General features: G+C 33.3%; 22 protein-coding genes. 5 read left to right on the top strand and 17 right to left on the bottom strand.

All coding sequences use genetic code 11. The annotated features are described in order from the left end of the window. Positions 1–61 precede the first annotated feature (61 nt). Together A4F88_RS21205 and A4F88_RS21200 are read right to left on the bottom strand one after the other, a co-directional pair. A complete protein-coding gene (locus tag A4F88_RS21205) occupies positions 62–1,117 on the bottom strand; it encodes a phytase (RefSeq protein WP_068844768.1) in 1,056 nt (351 codons plus the stop codon). Positions 1,118–1,193: 76 nt separating this feature from the next. Then, positions 1,194–4,004, bottom strand: coding sequence for a TonB-dependent receptor (locus tag A4F88_RS21200; RefSeq protein WP_068844767.1), 2,811 nt, complete (start codon positions 4,002–4,004; stop codon positions 1,194–1,196). Between the two features lie 235 nt (positions 4,005–4,239). Between A4F88_RS21200 and A4F88_RS21195 the strand changes: the two genes are divergently transcribed. Then, positions 4,240–5,340: a DUF4407 domain-containing protein gene (locus A4F88_RS21195; protein ID WP_068844766.1), complete on the top strand. Its 1,101-nt coding sequence runs from the start codon at positions 4,240–4,242 to the stop codon at positions 5,338–5,340. Positions 5,341–5,484: 144 nt separating this feature from the next. On the opposite strand, the gene A4F88_RS21190 is transcribed toward A4F88_RS21195, so the two are convergent. The 7 genes from A4F88_RS21190 to ruvC form a co-directional block, all read right to left on the bottom strand. Then, the gene (locus tag A4F88_RS21190) at positions 5,485–6,195 is read right to left on the bottom strand and encodes a PH domain-containing protein (RefSeq protein ID WP_068844765.1); all 711 of its coding nucleotides are present in this window, start codon (positions 6,193–6,195) and stop codon (positions 5,485–5,487) included. 71 nt (positions 6,196–6,266) lie between these two features. Next, a complete protein-coding gene (locus tag A4F88_RS21185) occupies positions 6,267–6,638 on the bottom strand; it encodes an MmcQ/YjbR family DNA-binding protein (protein ID WP_068844764.1) in 372 nt (123 codons plus the stop codon). An 8-nt stretch (positions 6,639–6,646) separates the two neighbouring features. Beyond that, positions 6,647–6,997: a DUF4260 domain-containing protein gene (locus tag A4F88_RS21180; protein WP_068844763.1), complete on the bottom strand. Its 351-nt coding sequence runs from the start codon at positions 6,995–6,997 to the stop codon at positions 6,647–6,649. Next, entirely contained in the window at positions 6,994–7,392 is a 399-nt protein-coding gene (locus A4F88_RS21175; RefSeq protein ID WP_068844762.1) for a GNAT family N-acetyltransferase, read from the bottom strand. Before A4F88_RS21175 ends, A4F88_RS21180 begins: the two co-directional genes overlap by 4 nt. A 128-nt stretch (positions 7,393–7,520) precedes the next feature. Beyond that, entirely contained in the window at positions 7,521–8,288 is a 768-nt protein-coding gene (locus A4F88_RS21170; protein ID WP_068844761.1) for a cyclase family protein, read from the bottom strand. A gap of 79 nt (positions 8,289–8,367) precedes the next feature. Continuing rightward, positions 8,368–9,504 (bottom strand): radical SAM family heme chaperone HemW, encoded by a 1,137-nt coding sequence (hemW, locus tag A4F88_RS21165; RefSeq protein ID WP_068844760.1) that lies wholly within the window; start codon positions 9,502–9,504, stop codon positions 8,368–8,370. Positions 9,505–9,587: 83 nt separating this feature from the next. Beyond that, positions 9,588–10,142, bottom strand: coding sequence for a crossover junction endodeoxyribonuclease RuvC (gene ruvC / locus A4F88_RS21160; RefSeq protein ID WP_073075455.1), 555 nt, complete (start codon positions 10,140–10,142; stop codon positions 9,588–9,590). Between the two features lie 147 nt (positions 10,143–10,289). Here ruvC and A4F88_RS21155 point away from each other — a divergent pair, with 147 nt between their 5' ends. After that, on the top strand, positions 10,290–11,234 hold the full coding sequence (locus A4F88_RS21155; protein WP_068844759.1) for a lysylphosphatidylglycerol synthase domain-containing protein: 945 nt from the start codon (positions 10,290–10,292) through the stop codon (positions 11,232–11,234). Beyond that, entirely contained in the window at positions 11,231–12,334 is a 1,104-nt protein-coding gene (locus tag A4F88_RS21150; protein ID WP_068844758.1) for a glycosyltransferase family 2 protein, read from the top strand. The genes A4F88_RS21155 and A4F88_RS21150 overlap by 4 nt, the downstream gene beginning before the upstream one ends. Before the next feature lie 155 nt (positions 12,335–12,489). On the opposite strand, the gene A4F88_RS21145 is transcribed toward A4F88_RS21150, so the two are convergent. Beyond that, positions 12,490–12,975, bottom strand: coding sequence for a hypothetical protein (locus A4F88_RS21145; protein ID WP_068844757.1), 486 nt, complete (start codon positions 12,973–12,975; stop codon positions 12,490–12,492). Between the two features lie 47 nt (positions 12,976–13,022). Further along, positions 13,023–13,346: a hypothetical protein gene (locus tag A4F88_RS21140; protein WP_143155073.1), complete on the bottom strand. Its 324-nt coding sequence runs from the start codon at positions 13,344–13,346 to the stop codon at positions 13,023–13,025. Positions 13,347–13,453: 107 nt separating this feature from the next. Here A4F88_RS21140 and A4F88_RS21135 point away from each other — a divergent pair, with 107 nt between their 5' ends. Both A4F88_RS21135 and A4F88_RS21130 read left to right on the top strand, forming a co-directional pair. After that, on the top strand, positions 13,454–13,954 hold the full coding sequence (locus A4F88_RS21135; protein ID WP_068844889.1) for a DUF456 domain-containing protein: 501 nt from the start codon (positions 13,454–13,456) through the stop codon (positions 13,952–13,954). A gap of 283 nt (positions 13,955–14,237) precedes the next feature. Continuing rightward, entirely contained in the window at positions 14,238–14,840 is a 603-nt protein-coding gene (locus tag A4F88_RS21130; protein ID WP_068844755.1) for a DUF937 domain-containing protein, read from the top strand. 63 nt (positions 14,841–14,903) lie between these two features. Here A4F88_RS21130 and A4F88_RS21125 read toward each other — a convergent pair whose 3' ends face one another. From A4F88_RS21125 to A4F88_RS21100, 6 genes are all read right to left on the bottom strand, one after another. Further along, positions 14,904–15,812 carry a pseudouridine synthase gene (locus A4F88_RS21125; RefSeq protein WP_068844754.1) on the bottom strand — a complete coding sequence of 303 codons (909 nt, stop codon included), beginning with the start codon at positions 15,810–15,812 and terminating at the stop codon, positions 14,904–14,906. A gap of 334 nt (positions 15,813–16,146) precedes the next feature. Next, positions 16,147–17,103, bottom strand: a complete 957-nt coding sequence (locus A4F88_RS21120) for a geranylgeranylglycerol-phosphate geranylgeranyltransferase (protein ID WP_068844753.1) — start codon at positions 17,101–17,103, stop codon at positions 16,147–16,149. Positions 17,104–17,165: 62 nt separating this feature from the next. Beyond that, positions 17,166–17,756 (bottom strand): DUF502 domain-containing protein, encoded by a 591-nt coding sequence (locus A4F88_RS21115; RefSeq protein WP_068844752.1) that lies wholly within the window; start codon positions 17,754–17,756, stop codon positions 17,166–17,168. Between the two features lie 65 nt (positions 17,757–17,821). Next, positions 17,822–18,760 carry a mevalonate kinase family protein gene (locus tag A4F88_RS21110; protein WP_068844751.1) on the bottom strand — a complete coding sequence of 313 codons (939 nt, stop codon included), beginning with the start codon at positions 18,758–18,760 and terminating at the stop codon, positions 17,822–17,824. Positions 18,761–18,790: 30 nt separating this feature from the next. Then, entirely contained in the window at positions 18,791–19,141 is a 351-nt protein-coding gene (locus tag A4F88_RS21105) for a four helix bundle protein (protein ID WP_068844750.1), read from the bottom strand. A 28-nt stretch (positions 19,142–19,169) separates the two neighbouring features. Continuing rightward, a complete protein-coding gene (locus tag A4F88_RS21100) occupies positions 19,170–20,276 on the bottom strand; it encodes a diphosphomevalonate decarboxylase (protein WP_068844749.1) in 1,107 nt (368 codons plus the stop codon). Positions 20,277–20,340 lie beyond the last annotated feature (64 nt).

Raw genomic sequence — 20,340 nt, 5'->3', positions numbered from 1 at the left:
TTGTTTTAAGCTTTTTGTTCCAGGTTTCAAGTCCAAACTAAAACGTGAAACAAAAAAACAACTATTTCTTAGCGTCAATACGCTTCTGAATCAAATCCCATGCATAATAATGAAAAGTCATTCCGTTGCTCATGGCTACAAAAAGTCCGTTTTTAAAACTTCCTCCTAAATTTATACTGGTTGCATCAGCACCATCACATTCAATAGTCGATGTTGGTATTTCTGCCAATAAAGGATAATCATTCGGATTGCCTTTTGCACCTTCTCTTGGGTAAACCATAAAAGTATTCGCTTGTTGGTTCGAAACTAAAATGTATCCGGTAGAATCTGTTTTTTTGTAAATGGCAATTCCTTCATTATCGGCTTTAAAGCCAGTTTTTCCAAAAATAGTCAGTTCTTTATTATCATTTAAAGCAGGATCAGCCTTGTATTTTCTGATTCCGAATTGTTCATCACAATACAAAACAGTTCCCAGTTCGTTATCAACTGCAATGGCTTCAATTTCTTTCTTTCCGCTATACGCGCCAAATTTGCGCACCACTTTTGCTGTAGCGAATTTTCCATTTCCTGAAAGCTCATATTGCCATAAATAACTTCCGGAAGGTCCTGATTTTCTTCCTACGATCGCAAAAATCTTTTTGTCACTTGCGCGTGTATACAAAGCAATTCCCATTGGGTCACGTAGTTCTTCACCATCAAAAACAGAGATTCCGCCGTTGTCAATCGCTTTTAAATCAGGCAAACTAAAGATTCTTATTTTGTTTGATTCGCGTTCTGTAGTTACAGCAATGTCTGTTTTTTTTCCGTCGATTACTAAACCATAAGCGATATCAACATTGTTTGGACGTTTTAAAACCTCTGATTTTGCAATGATTTTTCCTTTTAAATCAAAAGCATATAAAGCTCCATCAGTATCTTTATCAGTTCCTACAATAATACTTTTAGAAGGATCTGTTGGATGAATCCAAATCGATGGATCATCTGTGTCGTGAGGTAAAGCTTGTGTTACTATGGTTGGTTTTACTGCATTTGCTGCAACCGGTGCTAGTTTATCATCTTTACAGGCTATAAATAAAGTGCTTAAAAGTAAAAAAGCGATTATAGATTTATTTTTCATTAGGATGTTTATTTGAATGAAATTAGACAGAACCGCAAAAGCTCTGTCTAATTTAAGTATTTTATAAATGGATTAATTACAAGTCAAGTTTCAAACCAAAATTGTATCGTGCCTGATAATATTCTGCTTGTTTGGTATGTGCTGTAACTCCCTGATAGTAACGCAAAGGCTGATTTGTTAAGTTATTAGCTTCGGCAAAAAGGCGAAGTTTTGGAGTAATCTTGAAAGAAGCATTTGCATCTAAGAAAAACTGTTTGTCATAATAACTGTCTTTGTATGATTCTGAACCCAATTCATCTAAATAATCTGAAGTGAAATTAGTTGAAATTCTGGCAGAAAAACGTTTGTTTTCCCAGGATAATGATCCATTAAACATGTGTGGAGTTGTTCCCGGAAGGCTAATATTATTTCTCTCATTTCCATCTTCGTCAGCAATTCCTTTTGCTTTAGATTTTGTATACGTATAGTTCAGATAGATACCAAATCCTTTTAGAAATTTACCCGGAAGGAAATCTAACTGACGTTGAAATGCCACTTCAAAACCGTAAACATCAACTGTATCTCCATTTCTTGATTGTAAAAAAGACCAGTTTTCTCCTGCCGGAATTGGATTTGACTGATTTGGAAAATCAGCAGCAAATTTTGCAGCAGTATATTGGTTGTCGCTGTAATTGTAAATGAAGTTATCTAATTTTTTATAGAAAACCCCTCCGGAAATTAAACCAACAGATTTAAAATAATTCTCGGCCATGAAATCGTAATTGTATGAATAAGTAGCATCAAGATCAGGATTTCCGGCAGTAATTTCTTTGTCAGCAGCAATATTGTTTACATAAGGAGCCAATGCGTAATAATTTGGTCTTGCTAAAGCAGTTGTAACTGCTGCCCTTAAAACTAAATCTTTAGTGGCATTATATTGAAAAGAAATACTTGGTAATAAGTTAGTGTAGGAGTTTTTAGTATTAATCTGACTCTCTAATTCTTCTTCGTCCAAAACACGGTTTCCGGTATAATCAATGTGGGTATTTTCAACACGAAATCCTAAAACCATCGAAAGTTTGTCATTAAAATCCTGATCCCATCTTACATACGCCGCATAAATACTTTCTTTTGCATTATAATTTACTGCTAAAAACTCTGCAGGATCTGCTGATTTGTTGAATAAAGCAGCATTATTTAAATCTAAACTTCCAAGAAAATTGGCAGATGCGAAGCTTCCCGGAACATATTTACTTCCCGGATTAAAGTTTTGTCCGTCGTAATAACTGTTCGGAATTTGCGACAATAAAGCCATATCGTTATTGATTGGTTCGTAAGCATAGAAATTATTATCTCTTTCTTTTTCTTTCAGTCGAAGTCTAAGTCCGGTTCTCAATCTTCCTTTTTCAGAAGGAATAATAGTAAAAGGAAAACGGATGTTTACTTTGGCACCAAATTCACTTTCGCTCGTTTCATCTGTGTTTTCAGTAACGGTTTGAAATTTGAATTTGTTTAAAGCTTCTCCAGTTGTTGTGATTAATGGAAATCTGATATCGGATAAATCCTGAGCAATATCCAAACCTTTTTGACGGTATTCTATATAACGTTCTCCCGGACGATATTCTCTTGCTTTTGCATAATTGGCAGACCAGTCTAAATCAAGTTTTGAGTTGATTAAATGCTCTCCGCGAATCGAATAGTTCTGAACACGCTGATCTTCTAATCTTCGGTTTTTATCACGATCATTATCAATTCCGCCTTTTGTCTGACGTTTTACACGACCTTCAAAACCTGTTATTTGTTGTCCGTTATAAATAGGTTCGATATCATCATAAGTCGTTCTGAAACGGTTTTCTCTATCATCTCTCCAGTTGTAAATCGCATTGGCAAAAATCGTATTGTTTTCATCAAATTTATAATCAAGAGCTATAGATCCGCTGCGACGAATACGCTGTACATCATATTTTCTAATTTCTGAGGCCTGAAGATATTCATTCCCGAACTCATCTTTTACCCATTCGTTTTCGATATTATCAGATCCGTAATTTACATTATTGTAAGAACCACTAACTACAGCACCTAATTTATTGTCTAAAAAACGATTACCGTACACTAAACCTGCTGTATAAGTTGCATGTTCGCGAATGGGCATATAGCCACCCGCAAGAGTTGCTGAGATTCTTTCGCCATTTGGAGTAGCTCTGGTTACTAAATTTACTGAACCTCCAATAGCATCAGCATCCATGTCTGAAGTCAGGGTTTTGTTGACTTCGATAGTAGAAATCATATCAGATGGAATTAAATCCATTTGTACGTTTCTGTTGTCGCCTTCTGCAGACGGAATTCGATCACCGTTTAGCGTTACGGAGTTCAATGATGGCGCTAAACCTCTAATGATGATATTACGCGCTTCACCCTGATCGTTTTGCATCGTAATACCCGGAACACGCTTTAAGGCATCTCCAACGTTAGCATCCGGAAAACGTCCCATTTGATCAGATGAAATTACGTTACCAATGTTTTTATTGTTTTTTTGCTGATTTAAAGCTTTGGCCTGACCTTTTAAAATGTCTCCAACCACAACTTCATTCAACTCAGTTCCTGAAGTTTTAAGAGCAAAATCGAGTACATTGTTTTTACCCTGTTCTACTGTTATTTCGTGAGTTATGGCAGTATATCCTATGTATTTTACTTCTACTTTGTATGTTCCAACACTTATATTAAGTAATTCAAAACGACCGTTATAATCTGAAACGGTGTATTTGTTTTCGCCTACAATTTGAATCATCGCTCCCGGCAAAGGAAGTTTGTCGTCAATATCTAATACTTTTCCCGAAATTATGGCTTTTTGGGCATAACCTGAAAAGGCTAATAGCATAAATGTTACTACTAAATAAATTTTTTTCATTGTGTTTTAGTTTGATTTATTGCGAAACTAGAACCTTAATGTTATTAAAGGAGTTAAAAAAAATTACTATAGTGTTATGATTCCCTTCAAGATTAAAAATAGATTAATGTTAAAATAACATTTAATAAAAAAGGAATTTTTATAGACGCAAGTAAAAACAAATCAACTATTTATCTCAGAATTAAATTTTTGGCGCTAAATTTGCCCTATCAATCACAATCAAAAATCATCAATCATGTTAAAGCAATTTTTCATCCTATGTTCTGGAGCTGACCGAGATGTACTCGAAGGCTGTTCAGAAGGCGAACAAACCAAATATGTTGGTATTGGTGCCACCGTTTTTTTTACTGCTGTTATGGCTTTCTTAGCCAGTGCGTATGCGCTTTTTACCGTTTTCGATTCTATTTATCCTGCTTTAATCTTCGGGTTTGTATGGAGTTTGCTGATCTTTAATTTAGACCGTTTTATCGTTTCAACGATCAAAAAAAGAGATCGTTTTATGGATGAATTTCTACAAGCGACGCCTCGAATTATACTGGCAATTATTATTGCTATTGTCATTTCTAAACCATTAGAAATTAAAATTTTTGAAAAAGAAATTAATACTGTTTTATTAAAAGAAAAAAATGAAATGGAATTGGCCAATAAAAAACAAGTTGGTAATTATTTCAAATCGGATTTGGATAAAAATAAGGCAGAAATTGCAGCTTTAAAAGCAGATATTCTGAAAAAAGAGAAAGAAGTAAATGCACTTTACTCCACTTATATCACCGAAGCTGAAGGAACTTCAGGAACTAAAAAACTTGGAAAAGGTCCGGTTTATAAAGAGAAACGTGAAAAACACGATGCGGCTCTAAAAGAATTTGAAACTTTAAAAGCCACAAACGAAGCGAAGATTGCCGAAAAAGAAAAAGCAGGTAATCAACTACAAACCGATTTAGATAAAAAGGTATCACAAACGCAACCTATTATTGAAGGTTTTGACGGTTTAATGGCTCGTATTAATGCATTAAATAAACTGCCCTGGCTGCCGTCATTTTTTATAATGTTATTGTTTCTGGCCATTGAAACCTCTCCAATTATTGCTAAATTATTAGCGCCAAAAGGGGAATTCGATTTCAAACAAGAAGAAGCCGAAACAGCAATGAAAGCTACTTTGTCACAAAATAAATACCAACGTGAATTATTGGTAAAAACCAGTGCTGAAATGCACGACAGGGTTTATGCAGATATTGCAGAAGATAAAAGTCTTTACGATCTACAACGTAAAAATGCAAAAGAGTTATTGGAACTACAATCTAATAGTTTTGTAGAAAAGCAGAAAGCTACGCTTTAGTCGAAAGTCATAAAGTCGAAAGTTTGAAAGTCAATTAGATTGTGTTAAAAAATAAAGCCAGAATAGAGAAATAACTATTTTGGCTTTTTATATTTAATAGGAAAGAGACTTTATGACTTTCGACTTTCCAACTTTAAGACTAATTTACATATAACTCAATATTTCTTTTTTGTAAGTGTCATATTCGCCTTGCATGATTAATCCGTTATCAAGCAGTTTTTTGTAATTCTGTAATTTATCAAAAAGTTCTTCTTTAGATAAATCACTTAATTTACGTTCTCCTGTTGAAGGCTGTGCCGGCTGAATTGGTTCAAAAGTTTCGTAAGGTGTCGCTGCAGGTATAATTTCTGCATAGTTTGTTACTTCTTCAGTTTCAACTTCTTCAACTTCTTCTTCAGCATTGTTTTCCGGTTCAGTAGTCTGAACAGGTTCTGCGACCGGAGCTTCGGCAACAATTGGATTTTTAAGTAAATCTAACTGCTCTTTAGCATAGGTATAAATTTTTCTGGCCTGAGTTTTCGGAATATAATCTATAGAAATAGTCAGGTCTGTAGTAGTACCAAATGAAAATTCAGAACCTAAAATATTCTCTTTTACAAAAGTGCTTGTAATATCATCCCAAGTGTAATCTGTAAAATCCATTGAAAGCCCTAAATTTTTAGGTTTGCAAATGATAATACGTTTGTTGGTTAAAATTATGCTATCTGGAAAAACAGTAATTGCCGGTTTTTTTTGAACCGCGATATAACCAATTTCTTCGTTTTTCATCAATAAATCATTGAGTTTCGAAGTGATTTTTTCAATCGCTTTTGGATCTTGTTCTTCGTTCAGAAATTTTTTAAATTGTTCTTTCATGTTCTATAAGTTGCTAAGTTGCAAATTAATTGAGTTGTTAAGTTTTATGTCTTACGCTACAAATGTAATGCCTAATTTTCTAATTCAATAATTTCATTTTGAATTTTCTTGGTCAAACTTTTGAAAACCAAGTCATACGAATGATCGATTAATTCTTTGATCAGCGTATTGGATAAAGTACCGTTTAAGGAGATTGTATTCCAATGCACTTTACTCATATGAAATCCCGGTTTTATCTCATCATATTCGACACGTAATTCCTGAGCCCTTTCAGGATCGCATTTTAAATTGACCGAAGGCTCATTTTTTTCCCATTGAGACAAGGATGATAAAGCAAACATTTTTCCGCCTACTTTAAAAACCAAAGTATCTTCATCAAAAGGGAAATGTTCGCTAACACCTTTTTTTGAAAGACAATATTCGTAATACGTTTCTAAATTCATCTTATTTTTTATTTACCAATTTCACCTAAATGAGTGTATTTAAAACCCTTTTCATATTTTAATCCATAACCAAAAATCCGATCCATTGCTGAATGTGAAAATAGAATAATTCCGGCTAATTGAATCGTTTCGATACTCAAATAACATCCTAAAGCGTAAATTAAAAGTGCAATTCCTTTATGATGAAATACATTATAAAAAAACGCACCACTTTTATTGCCAGATAAATAACCCAGCATTGACAAATCCGGTGCTAAAATTAAAACCAGAAACCACCACCAATCAAAATTTAAACGATTGAATAAAAAGATTCCGAGAGCGAATAAGGCTAGTTCTTCAAGTTTGATAATTGTTTTCATATTTTCTTTTCCATCATTTTTTCCGGATATTCCAAAGCATTAAAACCAAATTTCTTATATAAAAAGTGCGCATCAGTTGTGGCCAGTCTCCAAATCTTAATGTCTTTTAAAATAGGTTCATTCATCATTGTTCCTATTAAAACAGACGAATATCCTTTACCACGATGTTCTTCGGTAATAAAAACATCCATAACATATCCAAAAACCACATAATCTGTAATAACTCTCGCAAAGCCAATTTGCTTGTCATTGAGATAAATTCCAAAACAAACCGAAGCATCGATTGTAGTTTGTACTTCCTCTATGGTTCGTCCCGCAGCCCAGTAAATATCTTTTAAAAAGTTTTGTATAAACGGAACATCGAGTTTGGTTTTGTCTGTAGAAATGGTAATCATTTTAATTTTAGATTTTAGATTTCACATTTTAGATTTTTTTACCACGAATTACACGAATCTTCACGAATTAATTCTTTACTTCAGGCATGTAAAAATTAATATAAATTAGTGTAATTGGTGGTAAAATTTTAAATCCTGTATAATATTGGTTTTGATGGACTTGCATCATTTTCAAACGAAGCAATTTGAAGATTTAGTATATAATTTCCATCTTCAATTTCGTTTGGTACATAAATCATTTCAGTAATTGTGGCATTTAATCTTGCATCAGCATTTAAATTAATGGTGTCTTTTACGTTCCAAAATGCTTTATGAGCCAATAATTTACCTTCGTCATGCTCTTTGTCAACACTTGGTAAATCGATTAACAAATGCTGAATTTCGCTTTCGCGGATGAAAATCGCAGCTTCCTCAGACAAATAAGGTGGATTTGTATTCGAATATTTTTTTGATTTTTTAGCTTGTTGATTTGGAAGAGTTCGAATTACTAAAGCTTCGTTTGTTACGCTGAGCGAAGTCAAAGCGCTCAATGCTTTTTGAATTTGTTCTTTTGTAATAATGAAATCCCCTTCAGTTTCTTGAGGTTCAACCGTAATCAATTTAGCAAAAAAGAAAAACTGCTTTAATGACTGATTAATACTGTAGAAATCATTGGTAATATGTCCTAAACATTCCGTGTGCGTTCCATGTCCGTGTGGATTGAAGAAAATATTATTAAAATTTGTTGATGATTTTCCTTCCGAAACTTTCCCGATCCAATCGCCAAAAACTACAGGTTCAATAACCGGTTTTTCGATATACCAGGCAATTGGGTTTTCGTCTGTATTGGTTAATGGAATCGAAATATCAATAGGTTTTGATAAGTCGATTTCGAAGTTGTTGATTTTTGCTAACACAAATTTGGGTTTTATGCTGCAAAGACATTAAGTCACAAAGTTTAATTGATTTGCGCCTTTGAGCCTTTGTGGCTAATTTTTAGTCTTCCAAATTTAGATAAAATAAATCTGAAGCAATTCCATCCGTTAAAAATTTTCCTTTTGGAGTTGGTTTTAGGATATTGTTTTCAATAAAAAGTAAATCGTCGTTTAAGAACTTTTGAGATTGTTCTAATAAATATTTCAAATATTCTGCTCCAAATTCGTTTTCAATTCGGTCTAAAGAAACACCCCAGATTGTTCGTAATCCTGTCATAATATATTCATTATAACGATCAGAAATCGTTAAAACCTCAGTTTCAATAGGAAGTTCATTGTTTTGAATTGCTTTAAGATAAAGCGAATTATTCGCAATATTCCAGCCTCTTTTTACGCCGTCATAACTGTGCGCTGAAGGTCCGATACCAATATATTTTTTCCCTAACCAATATGCCGAATTGTTTTTGGAGAAATAATTCTCTTTTCCAAAATTGGATAATTCATAATGGATAAATCCGTTTTTCTGAAGCATATCAACTAAAATCATAAAATGATTAGAAGCTACTTCATCTTGCGGTTCAGCAATTTTTCCGGTTTGGATTAATTTACTTAAAGCAGTTTTCGGTTCAACTGTCAAAGCATAACTTGAAATATGCGGAATGCCAAATGACAGTGCTGTTTCGATGTTTTTTTTCCACATTTCATCGGTTAATCCCGGAATTCCGTAAATCAAATCCAATGAAATATTATCGAAATATTTGGTTGCTTCCTGTAAACATTTTATGGCTTCCGCCGAATTATGAGCACGATTCATCATCTTCAAATCTTCTTCATAAAAAGACTGAATTCCGATGCTTAATCGATTGATCGGACTTTTGGATAATTCGAAAATTCGTTCTGCAGACAAATCATCCGGATTGGCTTCAAGAGTAATTTCGGGGTTTTCAACAACATTATAGTTTTTGTAAACTTCAGAAATTAAAAAGTTTATTTCCTCATTTGACAATACAGAAGGAGTTCCACCACCAAAATAAATGGTTTCTACAATCTCATTTTCAAACTCGTTTTTGCGTACAGTGATTTCTTTGGCTAAAGCCAAAACCATTTCATCCTTCTTCTTCATCGAAGTCGAAAAATGAAAATCGCAATAGTGGCAAGCCTGTTTGCAAAAAGGAATATGAATGTAGATACCGCTCATTTTTTTAATTAGATAATGTGTAAATGTGATAATTAGATAATGATTATTAGACCGAAAAGAAATTATCTAATTGACTAATTATCTCATTTTCTAATTTTGTCCTCATTCTGTTTCACAAAAGCATCCCAGCCCGAATAACTTTTTCCGGCAACGACTTTTCCTGAATTAAAGAAATGGCAAACAGCTGCCGCCAAACCATCTGTTGAATCGAGATTTTTGGGTAATTCTTTTAAGCCCAAAAGCTGTTGCAGCATTTTTGCTACTTGTTCTTTACTGGCATTTCCGTTTCCGGTAATCGCCATTTTTATCTTTTTTGGTTCGTATTCAGTAATCGGAATATCTCTTGAAAGTCCGGCTGCCATTGCAACGCCTTGTGCGCGTCCCAATTTTAGCATCGACTGTACGTTTTTGCCAAAAAAAGGTGCCTCAATCGCAATTTCGTCCGGATGATGCGTTTCGATTAGCTCAATGGTACGCTCAAAAATGATCTTTAGTTTTTGGTAATGATTGTCATACTTAGAAAGTTGCAGTTCATTTAGTTGCAGAAATTCCATTTTTTTATTGATGACCCTAATCAATCCAAAACCCATAATCGTAGTTCCGGGGTCAATACCTAATATGATGCGTTCTTTTGTCAAGTGATTTTTGTTTGAATTACACAAAGTTACACCAAGTTACGACAGAGGCTCACAAAGTTTTTTTGAATTTCTCTGTGTGTCTTTGTGTTTGTTTTGCGAATCTTTGTGAAATAGCATTATTACAATACTTTGTGTTACTTTTGCGGCATGATTTCAATTCCTCACAAAGCTAAGCAATTCCTTGTTCTTCTGGTCAAACTTTTAATTGTTGGCGGTGCATTTTATTTTATTTATAATCAGTTAGCACACAACGACAAACTCGACTGGCAAAAGTTCATTATTTTGTTTCGTAAAAATCAGTCGGTTTTAGGAATTGGCTTTATATTGCTTTTGAGTGTTCTCAATCGCTATTTCGAGATCTTAAAGTGGCAAAATCTGGCAGGCGTAATTCGGGAGATTTCTTTGGTAGAAGCAACAAAACAAGTGCTGGCAGCTTTAACTGCTGGGATTTTTACGCCAAACGGAGTAGGAGAGTATGCAGGAAAAGCATTGTATTACCCGAAAACAGAGGCTAAAAAAGTGGTTTTCCTAAACCTCATTTGTAACGGAATCCAGATGATTCTAACAGTGATTTTTGGAGTTTTTGGCTTGTTGTACTTTAATGCTAAATATGAAATCATTACAGCCAAAACGGTTGCTGTTTTATTTGGAATTTTTGTGTTGCTTTTTGCGGTTTTATTTTCGTTGAAGAAAATAAAAATTAAAGGATATTCGATTGAAAAATTAATTCATAAGATTAATGAAATCCCAAAACCAGTTCATAGAAAAAATATTGTTTTAGGAGTTTTAAGATATTTGGTTTTCTCACATCAGTATTACTTTTTGTTTTTGGCTTTTGATGTCGATTTACCTTATTTCACCCTAATTGCTACAATTGCTGTTGTTTACTTTTTAGCTTCTTCGCTACCTACTTTTCAGTTTTTAGATTTTGCAGTAAAAGGAAGTGTTGCGATTTATTTCTTTGGGATTTTAGGTGTAAACGAATGGATTGTTGTTTTTATCAGCACTTTGATGTGGTTTCTAAATGTGGTTTTGCCGGTAATTATTGGAGCCTATTTTGTGTTGAATTTTAAAACCAGAGCAACAGAATGAGTTGGGTTTTGTTTGCCATATTAGGTATTTATATAATTGCTATAATGGTACTTATTTATGGTTTTACTAAAGTTAAAACCTTTGAGCATGCAAATTTAAAACCCAAAACCAGCTTTACTATTATAGTTCCGTTTAGGAATGAAATTGATAATTTACCGAACCTTTTACAAAGTTTTTCAAAACTCAATTACCCAAATGATTTGTTTGAAGTGATTTTGGTAGATGATAATTCCCATGAGAGAATTTTTGTCTCGAGTTTCAGATTTCAGGTTTCGGTTATGGATAATATCCGGGTTTCAAATTCTCCTAAAAAAGATGCTATTTCGACAGCAATGAAACACGTAAAAACGAGTTGGGTAATTACTACAGATGCTGATTGTCTGGTACCTGAAAACTGGCTGTTAACATTTGACAATTACATTCAGCAAAACAATATTTCAATGCTTGCCGGAGCAGTTACGTATCAATGTGAGGATTTGTTTTTGCATGATTTTCAACAATTAGATTTAATGAGTTTACAAGGTGCAACGATTGGCAGTTTTGGGATCGAAAAGGCTTTTATGTGTAATGGAGCCAATTTTGCCTACAGAAAAGAATTGTTTGAAAGCTTAAACGGATTTGAAGGGAATGACAAAATTGCGAGTGGTGATGATGTTTTTTTACTGCAAAAAGCAGCCAATTTATTTCCGGATAAAGTACATTACTTAAAAGCAAAAGAAGCAATTGTAGTAACAAAACCAACTGAAAACTGGAAATCTTTGTTTCATCAAAGAGTGCGCTGGGCGGCAAAAACAAGCTCTTATCAAAGTAATTTTGGAAAGGTATTAGGATTGATCGTTTTCTTTGGAAACCTGAATTTTATAATAGGATTCTTCTTCTTTGGTTTCGGACTTTTAAATTGGCAGCTTTTAGTTTTTTTTATTGCTCTTAAATTTACGATTGATTGTGGTTTGCTTTTTATGACGAATGAATTCCTGACCAAAAAGAATATAAGGAGTTTGTTTTTAAGCAGTTTGTTATATCCTTTTTTTAGCACAACTGTAGCTTTATATAGTTTGTTTGGTTCTTATGAGTGGAAAGACAGAAGGTTTGGGAAATAAATTTTAAGTAAGCCTGAAAAAGGGTTTCTGAAAACGAAAGCCCTAGCCCTGATAGAAGCGGTATCCTTTTTCTTGCTCCTTTAGCAAGGAAAAGATACAAGCGAATAGCAGGAAATAGCTTCTTCGTTACTTTATCCTGCTTAGAATAAAAAGATCTATTCTTTGCCTTTTGCTTTAAGAATTACAGGTAAAATAAACTGGGTTTTTACCGGAAGTCCGCGTTTAAGAGCCGGATTTATTTTAGGAAAATCAACCAAACGGGCATGCAAAATACTATCGATTTTGATCGTATCATAAGCAACAGAATCTTTAGGAAATTGCGGTTCGAATTTCATGGTTGCATTTGGAAAAACGGTAACTTTTACCTCGATGGTGTCAAGTTCGGGATATAAGATTGAAAGTGTGTCAATGTCTAATTTTTCCTGAATTAATTGCGACATTACCTGAAAAAAACATTGCTGACGCTGTTTCTTATCTGCAATTTTTTCACAATTTGCCACAGACGGATATTCATCGACTTCTTTCCAATTGATTGATTTTAATTCTTTTTGAAGTAACTCTTTTTCAGACGGAACCTGCTTCTCAAAATATTGACAAGAATGGAAAGATAAAAGAATTAAAAAGAGGAAAAACTGCTTCAAGATTTTGATGTTGAATTGAATAAACTAATTATGGTATAAAAATACGATTATTTTTTTTGAGATGCTTTGTATTGTAAATAATCTTCGTAGCTTTCTGAAAGCCATGTTTCTTTATTTTGAGCCGCAACTTGCTTTTGATCAGGATATAAAGATGCCAGTCTGTCTGAAAAAGCAGCAATCTGAACCGTATAACTGTAAAACTCAACTTTAGTCAGGACAATATTCGGATCATTTTTACGATTAAAAAAATCAAAGAAAAGCGCATCAAAATCTTTCATCGAAAAGTTTAATACTTTTTTCTTGTTACTTTTATAGATGCTGTCCTGCAATAACTGATCATTAATTGGAAGTTTTTTGGCTTGGGCATGCATATTGCTATCGATCAAAACAATCAGAAAAAAATATAATATAAATTGCAAAAACCTGCGCATTGACTTTTATTGCTAATGTATTTGTAGGTGCAAAATTACAAAAAGTTATGGATTTATTATTGGTATTACTTGGTTTTATATGCATGATTATTGGCATTTTTGGTAGTTTTCTGCCTGTTTTACCCGGATTATCGAGTTGTTGGGTGGGATTGTTATTATTGTACTTAACCAGAGCTGTCGAAAACAACTATTGGGTTTTGGGTATCACACTTTTAATTACCGTAATCATCACCATTCTGGATTATATTATTCCGGCAAAAGGAACGAAGAAATTTGGAGGAAGCTCTTACGGAGTCTGGGGAACTAATATTGGTTTGATTGTTGGAATTATTGCTCCAATACCTTTTGGGGTTATAATTGGTCCCTTTGTAGGAGCTTTTGTGGGCGAGTTAATTTATGATTCTAAAAACCATCAGCGAGCACTAAAAGCAGCTACAGGATCTTTACTTGGTTTTCTCGCTTCCAGTTTTATAAATTTTCTATTCTGTATTATTTTTTTCGGTATTTTCCTGAATATCATATGGGAATATCGAACAATTTTATTTTAATTGTGTAACACACATTTAAGCTTTTTCTTATATTTCGATTTTTTTTGCAAAATTGTTAAATATTTTTTGGCAGTATATTTTGTTTGTTTTGATAACGAAGGTGTTATGTTTACTGGCTCTTTGAGATTTTGCATCTTAACAATTGTTAATTCTACAATTGACGTTTTAACTTATTTTTTGGAAATGTTAAAATATTTTATATTTTTATCCCGATAAACGATGAAAAGCCTCACTTTGTCGATTATTTTGAGTGGATTTAAATAATTTTTTAAACAATTTCAGTATGACCCCAAACCTACAAATTGAACTTAGACGTTTTATTTCTTCTAATGTTGTTTCAAAGCTAAACAAGTTTTATTTTGAAAATGATGCACTTTTAATAAAGGGAATTGATGTTTCGATAGGTACAGTTTTAATGGGTTTATACAATAGGGCCGAAGAATCTGATTTTTATAAAGGAATCGTCTCCCAAGTCAAAGATGATTCGACCTTTTATCAGGAAGTTGATTTTTCATCCGGTCGAATTTTATCAGTAGATGATTGTTATCGTTTAGAAGGAAACAGTTTGCTCAAAGAAATTTTTACCAACAAAAAAGGAAGAATTTCTGAAATGATTTCTAACGAAGTCGGAATCAAAAGTGAGACAGCAAGAGAGATTCTTAACTTTTCAGCCTTATTAGTTCTTTCTTACCTTAAAAATAATATCCAAATTCTGGAGAGTCTAAAATTACTTCTGGACGATCAAAAAAGAGATATTTTAAATAGTATTCCGCCCGGAATCAAAATTATCCTCGGATTCTCATGCTACGAAACCGTTGAAGAAAAAAACCAATCCATCGGAAGATCAATATTCACCCTTTTCGGTCACAACTTTTTCAGCTTCTAAATAAAAAATCCCATCTTACAAAAGTAAAACAGGATTTGTATTAAATCAATTTTGAAGCGTTTCTTAAACGTTTTTCAAATTGATGATTTCTTGATCTGTCAAAAAGCGCCAGTTTCCTCTAGGTAAATTCTTTTTGGTTAATCCGGCAAAAGATACACGGTCAATACGTAAAACATCATAGTCAAGGCTTTCAAAAATAGCACGAACTACCTTTACATTTGATGAACGTAGCTTAAGACCTACTTCGCTTTTAGCTTCTTTTTCGATATAACTTACTTCTTCAATAAACACACGGTGTCCATCAATAACCAAACCTTTACTGATTTTTTCTAAGTCTTCAAACTTTAGGTTTTTATCTAAAGAAACCTGATAGATTTTAGAAGATTTCTGACTTGGTAAAGTAAATTTACGAATCATATCAGTATCATTAGTAAACAATAACAAACCAGTTGTGTTTTTGTCCATTCTTCCAATAGGAGCAATTTTTGCTGTGGTAGAACCACGAACCAATTCCAGAACGTTACGGTATTCCTGACCTTCATCAAGAGCTGTTGTAAAGTTTTTAGGTTTGTTTAATAAAATGTATTCTTTTTTCTCTGGCGTCAAATTAACCCCGTCAAAATTTACAACATCATTAATTTTTACTAAATAACCCATTTCAGTTACCGGAACACCGTTTACTTTAACGTTTCCGGACTGAATATATATGTCAGCATCACGACGTGAACAAACACCTGAATTTGAGATGTATTTGTTCAAACGAATTTCGTCTGAAGCTTTTTGTCTCTTAGGTGGCTGGTTTTGTTTTTTAAGTTTTTGCTCCGCTTCTTCCTGAGCCGCTTTAACAGCAGGTTTTACTTTTTTTGGCCCCTGAGCGCGCTTCGCCATAGGAGGTTTTGGCTTGCTGGAGTTTGATCTTGAGCTATTTGGTCTTGATCCGCCTCTTTTATTATTGCCTTCCTTATTGTTCATAAATTCTGTAATTTGTGCAAAGATAGTTTATTCTTGCTAAATAATCCTAAGTTGATTGTTCTTAGATTAATAGCTCTTGTTTTTTAAAGATGAAGGAGCATCACAATAGGCTTTTTTTGAGTAAAGTTCCCGCTTTCGGCTTTATCTTGCTCCGTAAACTTCACAAGGATATCGCCTCTATCGGGGCTAGATTCAAACAATTGGACTTTTTTATACATTTTGAACTCTCTTGTTTCACAAAGATTCGCAAAGCACACACAGAGATGCACAAAAAAAGAATAAAAAACTTTGTGAGTCTCTGAGAAATCTCCGTTAATCTTTGTGGAATGAACTTTTAATAATTAGAGATCAATTCACGTCCGTGCCATAAAACACTGGGATTAATTAAAACAATGCAAAATACTCCTGAAACAATCAGGAATTTTAAAACATTATGCAGCAATAAAAATTGTTCTTTAGAATTGGATCTCCATAAATAGAGAAGGAAAAAAAGTAAAACAATAAAGCAGACATAAAAGTAAATGTCCATATAGCCCACATCATAGATGTTTACTAAAATATAAACCGGAATTACTGTTAAAAACGTCAAAACAGTAATAATTTGTTTGGATACCTTTTCATTATAAGCAATTGGAATCGTGTGATAATCATTTGCCAGATCACCTTTTAGATTTTCCAGATCCTTAATCATTTCACGAATCAGCAACAGCAAAAACAAAAACATAGCATGCGCAGAAATTACAGCAAAATGACTTCGGTGATTCTCAATTTCTTCAAACGAAATTGAATTGTAGAAATACAATAAAATGGCAAAAAACGGAATAACCGCCATAAAAGCAGCTGTTAGATTGCCTACAATTGGGTATTTTTTGATTTTATGAGAGTAGAACCAAATTAAAAAGATATAAGCCGAAAAGAATAAAAAAGCGCGCCAGGAAACAATTAAAGCCATTAAAGCGGCAATAAAATTGAGTGTAAAATAAACCGAAAGTTTTGTTTTTTGACTTACCAGTCTGTCCAGCATCGATTTGTTGGGTCTGTTGATGAGATCCTTTTGGCTGTCGTAGAAATTGTTAATAATATAGCCTGAAGCAATGGTAATTGCAGAAGCAAAAACAATCAGAAACAAATTAAAATCGAGTAAAATATCCAATGCTCTTTTTTCAGGAGCTAAAATAAATATGGCAGATAAATATTGTGCCAAAACAATAATCGGAATGTTATAACCGCGTACCACAGAGAACAAACTAACAATTTTCATGACTAAAAGTTTGTGCTGTCTGCTTAACATAAATTATAAATTGGGATTGATTTGTTAGGGGAAGTTAAAGGATATTTTTTGATTGTAAAAGGTTATAGTTTGTTTTTTAACAATTCTTTGGATCCAAAACCTAATTTTCTAATACAGGCTAAGGCTTGTTTTTGTGTAATTCCAACTTCTTTTATGTCTTTCTTTTCTACAAAACAAACTGAACCGCTCCACGGATTTGGTGCATCAGGAACAAAAACAGTAAAGTTATTTTCGTCTATCTGTTCTATTAAAAAGGCAAATTGCCAGCCGGCATCTGTAGGAACTAGAACAACTTTTAAATCCTGATTAGATTCAAAACCCATAATGTTTTCATTCATGTTTTTCATAAATGAATATCCAGGAACAAAACTTAAAACTCCGTTTTCTAATTTCTGGATTAGCTTTTTTGCATTGGCAGTTCTGGCCAGTAAACCTGCTGTGAAACAAATAAGAATTATGATTATTGTTCCGGTAAGTTCCTGAATAGCAATTCCTAAAACATGTACTCTTGGCATATGACTCACAAGAGGTAATGTGACTTTTTGAATTATGCCATATCCTTTCTCCAGAATAATAAGTAATACAACTAATGGTACTAAAAATAAAATTCCTCCTAAAAAAGTTGCTTTGATTATTTTTAAAATGCTTTTCATAATAATAACTTTTTAGGATGAAAACTTATGAAAATGTACTCAAATAACTTCGGCTTTTAAGAATGTTAGAATTGATAAACGACTTCCAGTTTATAGTCTTTTAAAGAAGCTTTTGCGCGTTCAAGGTCTTCAGTAAAACCAAGAATATAACCGCCGCCTCCAGAACCACAAAGTTTTAGGTAATAATCGTTTGTGTCAATTCCGTGTTGCCAGATTCCGTGAAATTGTTCCGGAATCATTGGTTTAAAGTTGTTTAAAACAACTTTAGAAAGCTTTTTAGTATTGGTAAATAAAGACTTCATATCGCCATGTAGAAAATTCTCCACGCAGGCATCTGTATATTTTACGAATTGGTTTTTAAGCATAGTACGGAAACCTTTGTCTTTTAGGTTTTCCATAAAAATATTAACCATTGGAGCAGTTTCGCCTACAATTCCCGAGTCTAACAAAAAGACAGCGCCTTTTCCGTCAAAACTTTGTGTCGGAATTCCGGTTGCTTCAATATTATCTTTAGAATTAATTAAGATCGGAATACTCAAATAACTGTTTAACGGATCTAAACCAGAACTTTTTCCGTGGAAAAAGCTTTCCATTTGAGAGAATATGTTTTTTAATTGTAATAGTTTCTCGCGGGTTAGGTTTTCTAAAACGGTGATTTTGTTTGTAGCATATTTATCATAAATTGCTGCTACAAGCGCACCGCTGCTGCCAACACCATATCCTTGCGGAATACTGGAGTCAAAATACATTCCGGTTTCGACATCATTTTTTAGCGTGTCTAAATCAAAAGTAACCAATTCCGGTTGTTGTGTTTGCAAAACTTCAAGATAAGAAGTAAAACTTTTTAGACTTTTGTTTGATGCAATAGCTTCTGCCGAAGGTTCTTCGGATTTCTTTAAAGCACCATTGTAAAAAATATAAGGAATAGAAAGTCCTTTAGAGTCGCGGATAATTCCGTATTCTCCAAAGAGTAATATTTTTGAGTAAAATAACGGTCCTTTCATAATTGAAAATGAATAATTAACAATTGATAATTATGTGTTTTTTGAGGTTTTTAGGATACTGGTAAGTAATCTTAATAACTCAATGATTTTAGGTTTAATACTCTGAAATTCTATATCAGATAGATATTTTGTTTCGTACAACAAATCTAACCAATATTCTGTTTCATTTGCTTCTTTTAATGAAATGGATAATTTATGTATAAAATCTGCCTTACTTTGAGCATGTTCAGATTCTCTTACGTTTGCACCTATAGATGTTCCTGAACGTACAACTTGTCTGGATAAAACAAATTCTTTCTTTTCAATCAAAACTTTATAAAGATTTACAATGTCAATTGCAAAAGCAAAAGATTTTTCTTTAATAATGTTTTTCTTTTCCATAAAGTTACTAATTATTAATTGACAATTATCAATTATCAATTAATATTGCACCGCTTCCAATTTTGTCGCAAATGTACTGACCATTCTGACAAAATACAACTAATTCGTCCTGAATAAATTGTAATACTTTTTCGCTAACGTTTTCGGGATAAAGCACATGTACATTTGCACCGGCATCAAGCGTAAAACAAACCGGAATTTGTGTTTCGTTTCTGAATTTCCAGATCGCATTTATAATCTGTAAGGTGTTTGGTTTCATCAATATAAAATATGGCATTGAGGTCATCATCATAGCATGCAGAGTCAAAGCTTCACTTTCGACAACTTTGATAAATTCATCTAGATTTCCATTGTCAAAAATGGCAATCAATTTATCCAGATTTTCGTGTGCCTGTGCAAAACGTCTTTTGGCATAAGGATGATTGTGCATTAAATCATGCCCAACGGTGCTCGAAACTTGTTTTTCGCCTTTATCAACCAATAAAATAGTATCTTGATAATTCTTGAAATTCTCGTGAATAGTATACGGAAATTCAACTCCAAATAGATCTGTACTTCCTTCAATGTTGGCCTGATTTCCCCAAACGACAACATTACCTTTTACACTTCTACAAGCACTTCCTGAACCTAAACGTGCCAGAAAAGAGGCTTTTTGATAGAAATATTCATCGGTCATTTCCGGATTCAGCAATCTTTCCAAACTCATAAAATTCATTGCCAAAGCTGCCATTCCAGATGCCGAAGATGCAATTCCGGAACTGTGTGGGAATGTATTCTGTGTGTCAATTGTAAAATGATAGTCTTTTAAAAATGGAAGATAAACTTCAACTCTTTCTAAAAACTTCTGAATTTTTGGCTTGAAATCTTCTTTCGGTTTTCCTTCAAAAAGTAAATCAAAAGAAAATCCATCTGTCATGCTGATCGGAGTCGAAGCGCTTTTCTTCGAAAACCCTAATTTTGTAATCGTTTTGCAATTATTCAAAGTAAAACTTACTGAAGGATTTGCCGGAATTTGATTGTCTTTTTTCCCCCAATATTTTACTAATGCAATATTGCTTGGAGCACTCCACTCAAAGTTTCCGTTTTCGATTGTTGAAGTATATTTTTTAGGAATAAAATCAGTTGCTGTAAACATGAATTATAAAATTTTGGCAAAGATAGTTTTTATAATATTTCACCATATAAGTTATATAAGAAAT

It is taken from the genome of Flavobacterium chilense, assembly GCF_001602525.1.
Lineage (GTDB): Bacteria > Bacteroidota > Bacteroidia > Flavobacteriales > Flavobacteriaceae > Flavobacterium > Flavobacterium chilense.
The sequence above is the reverse complement of the archived record's forward strand: the minus strand, read 5'-3'. Positions and strand labels throughout refer to the sequence as shown.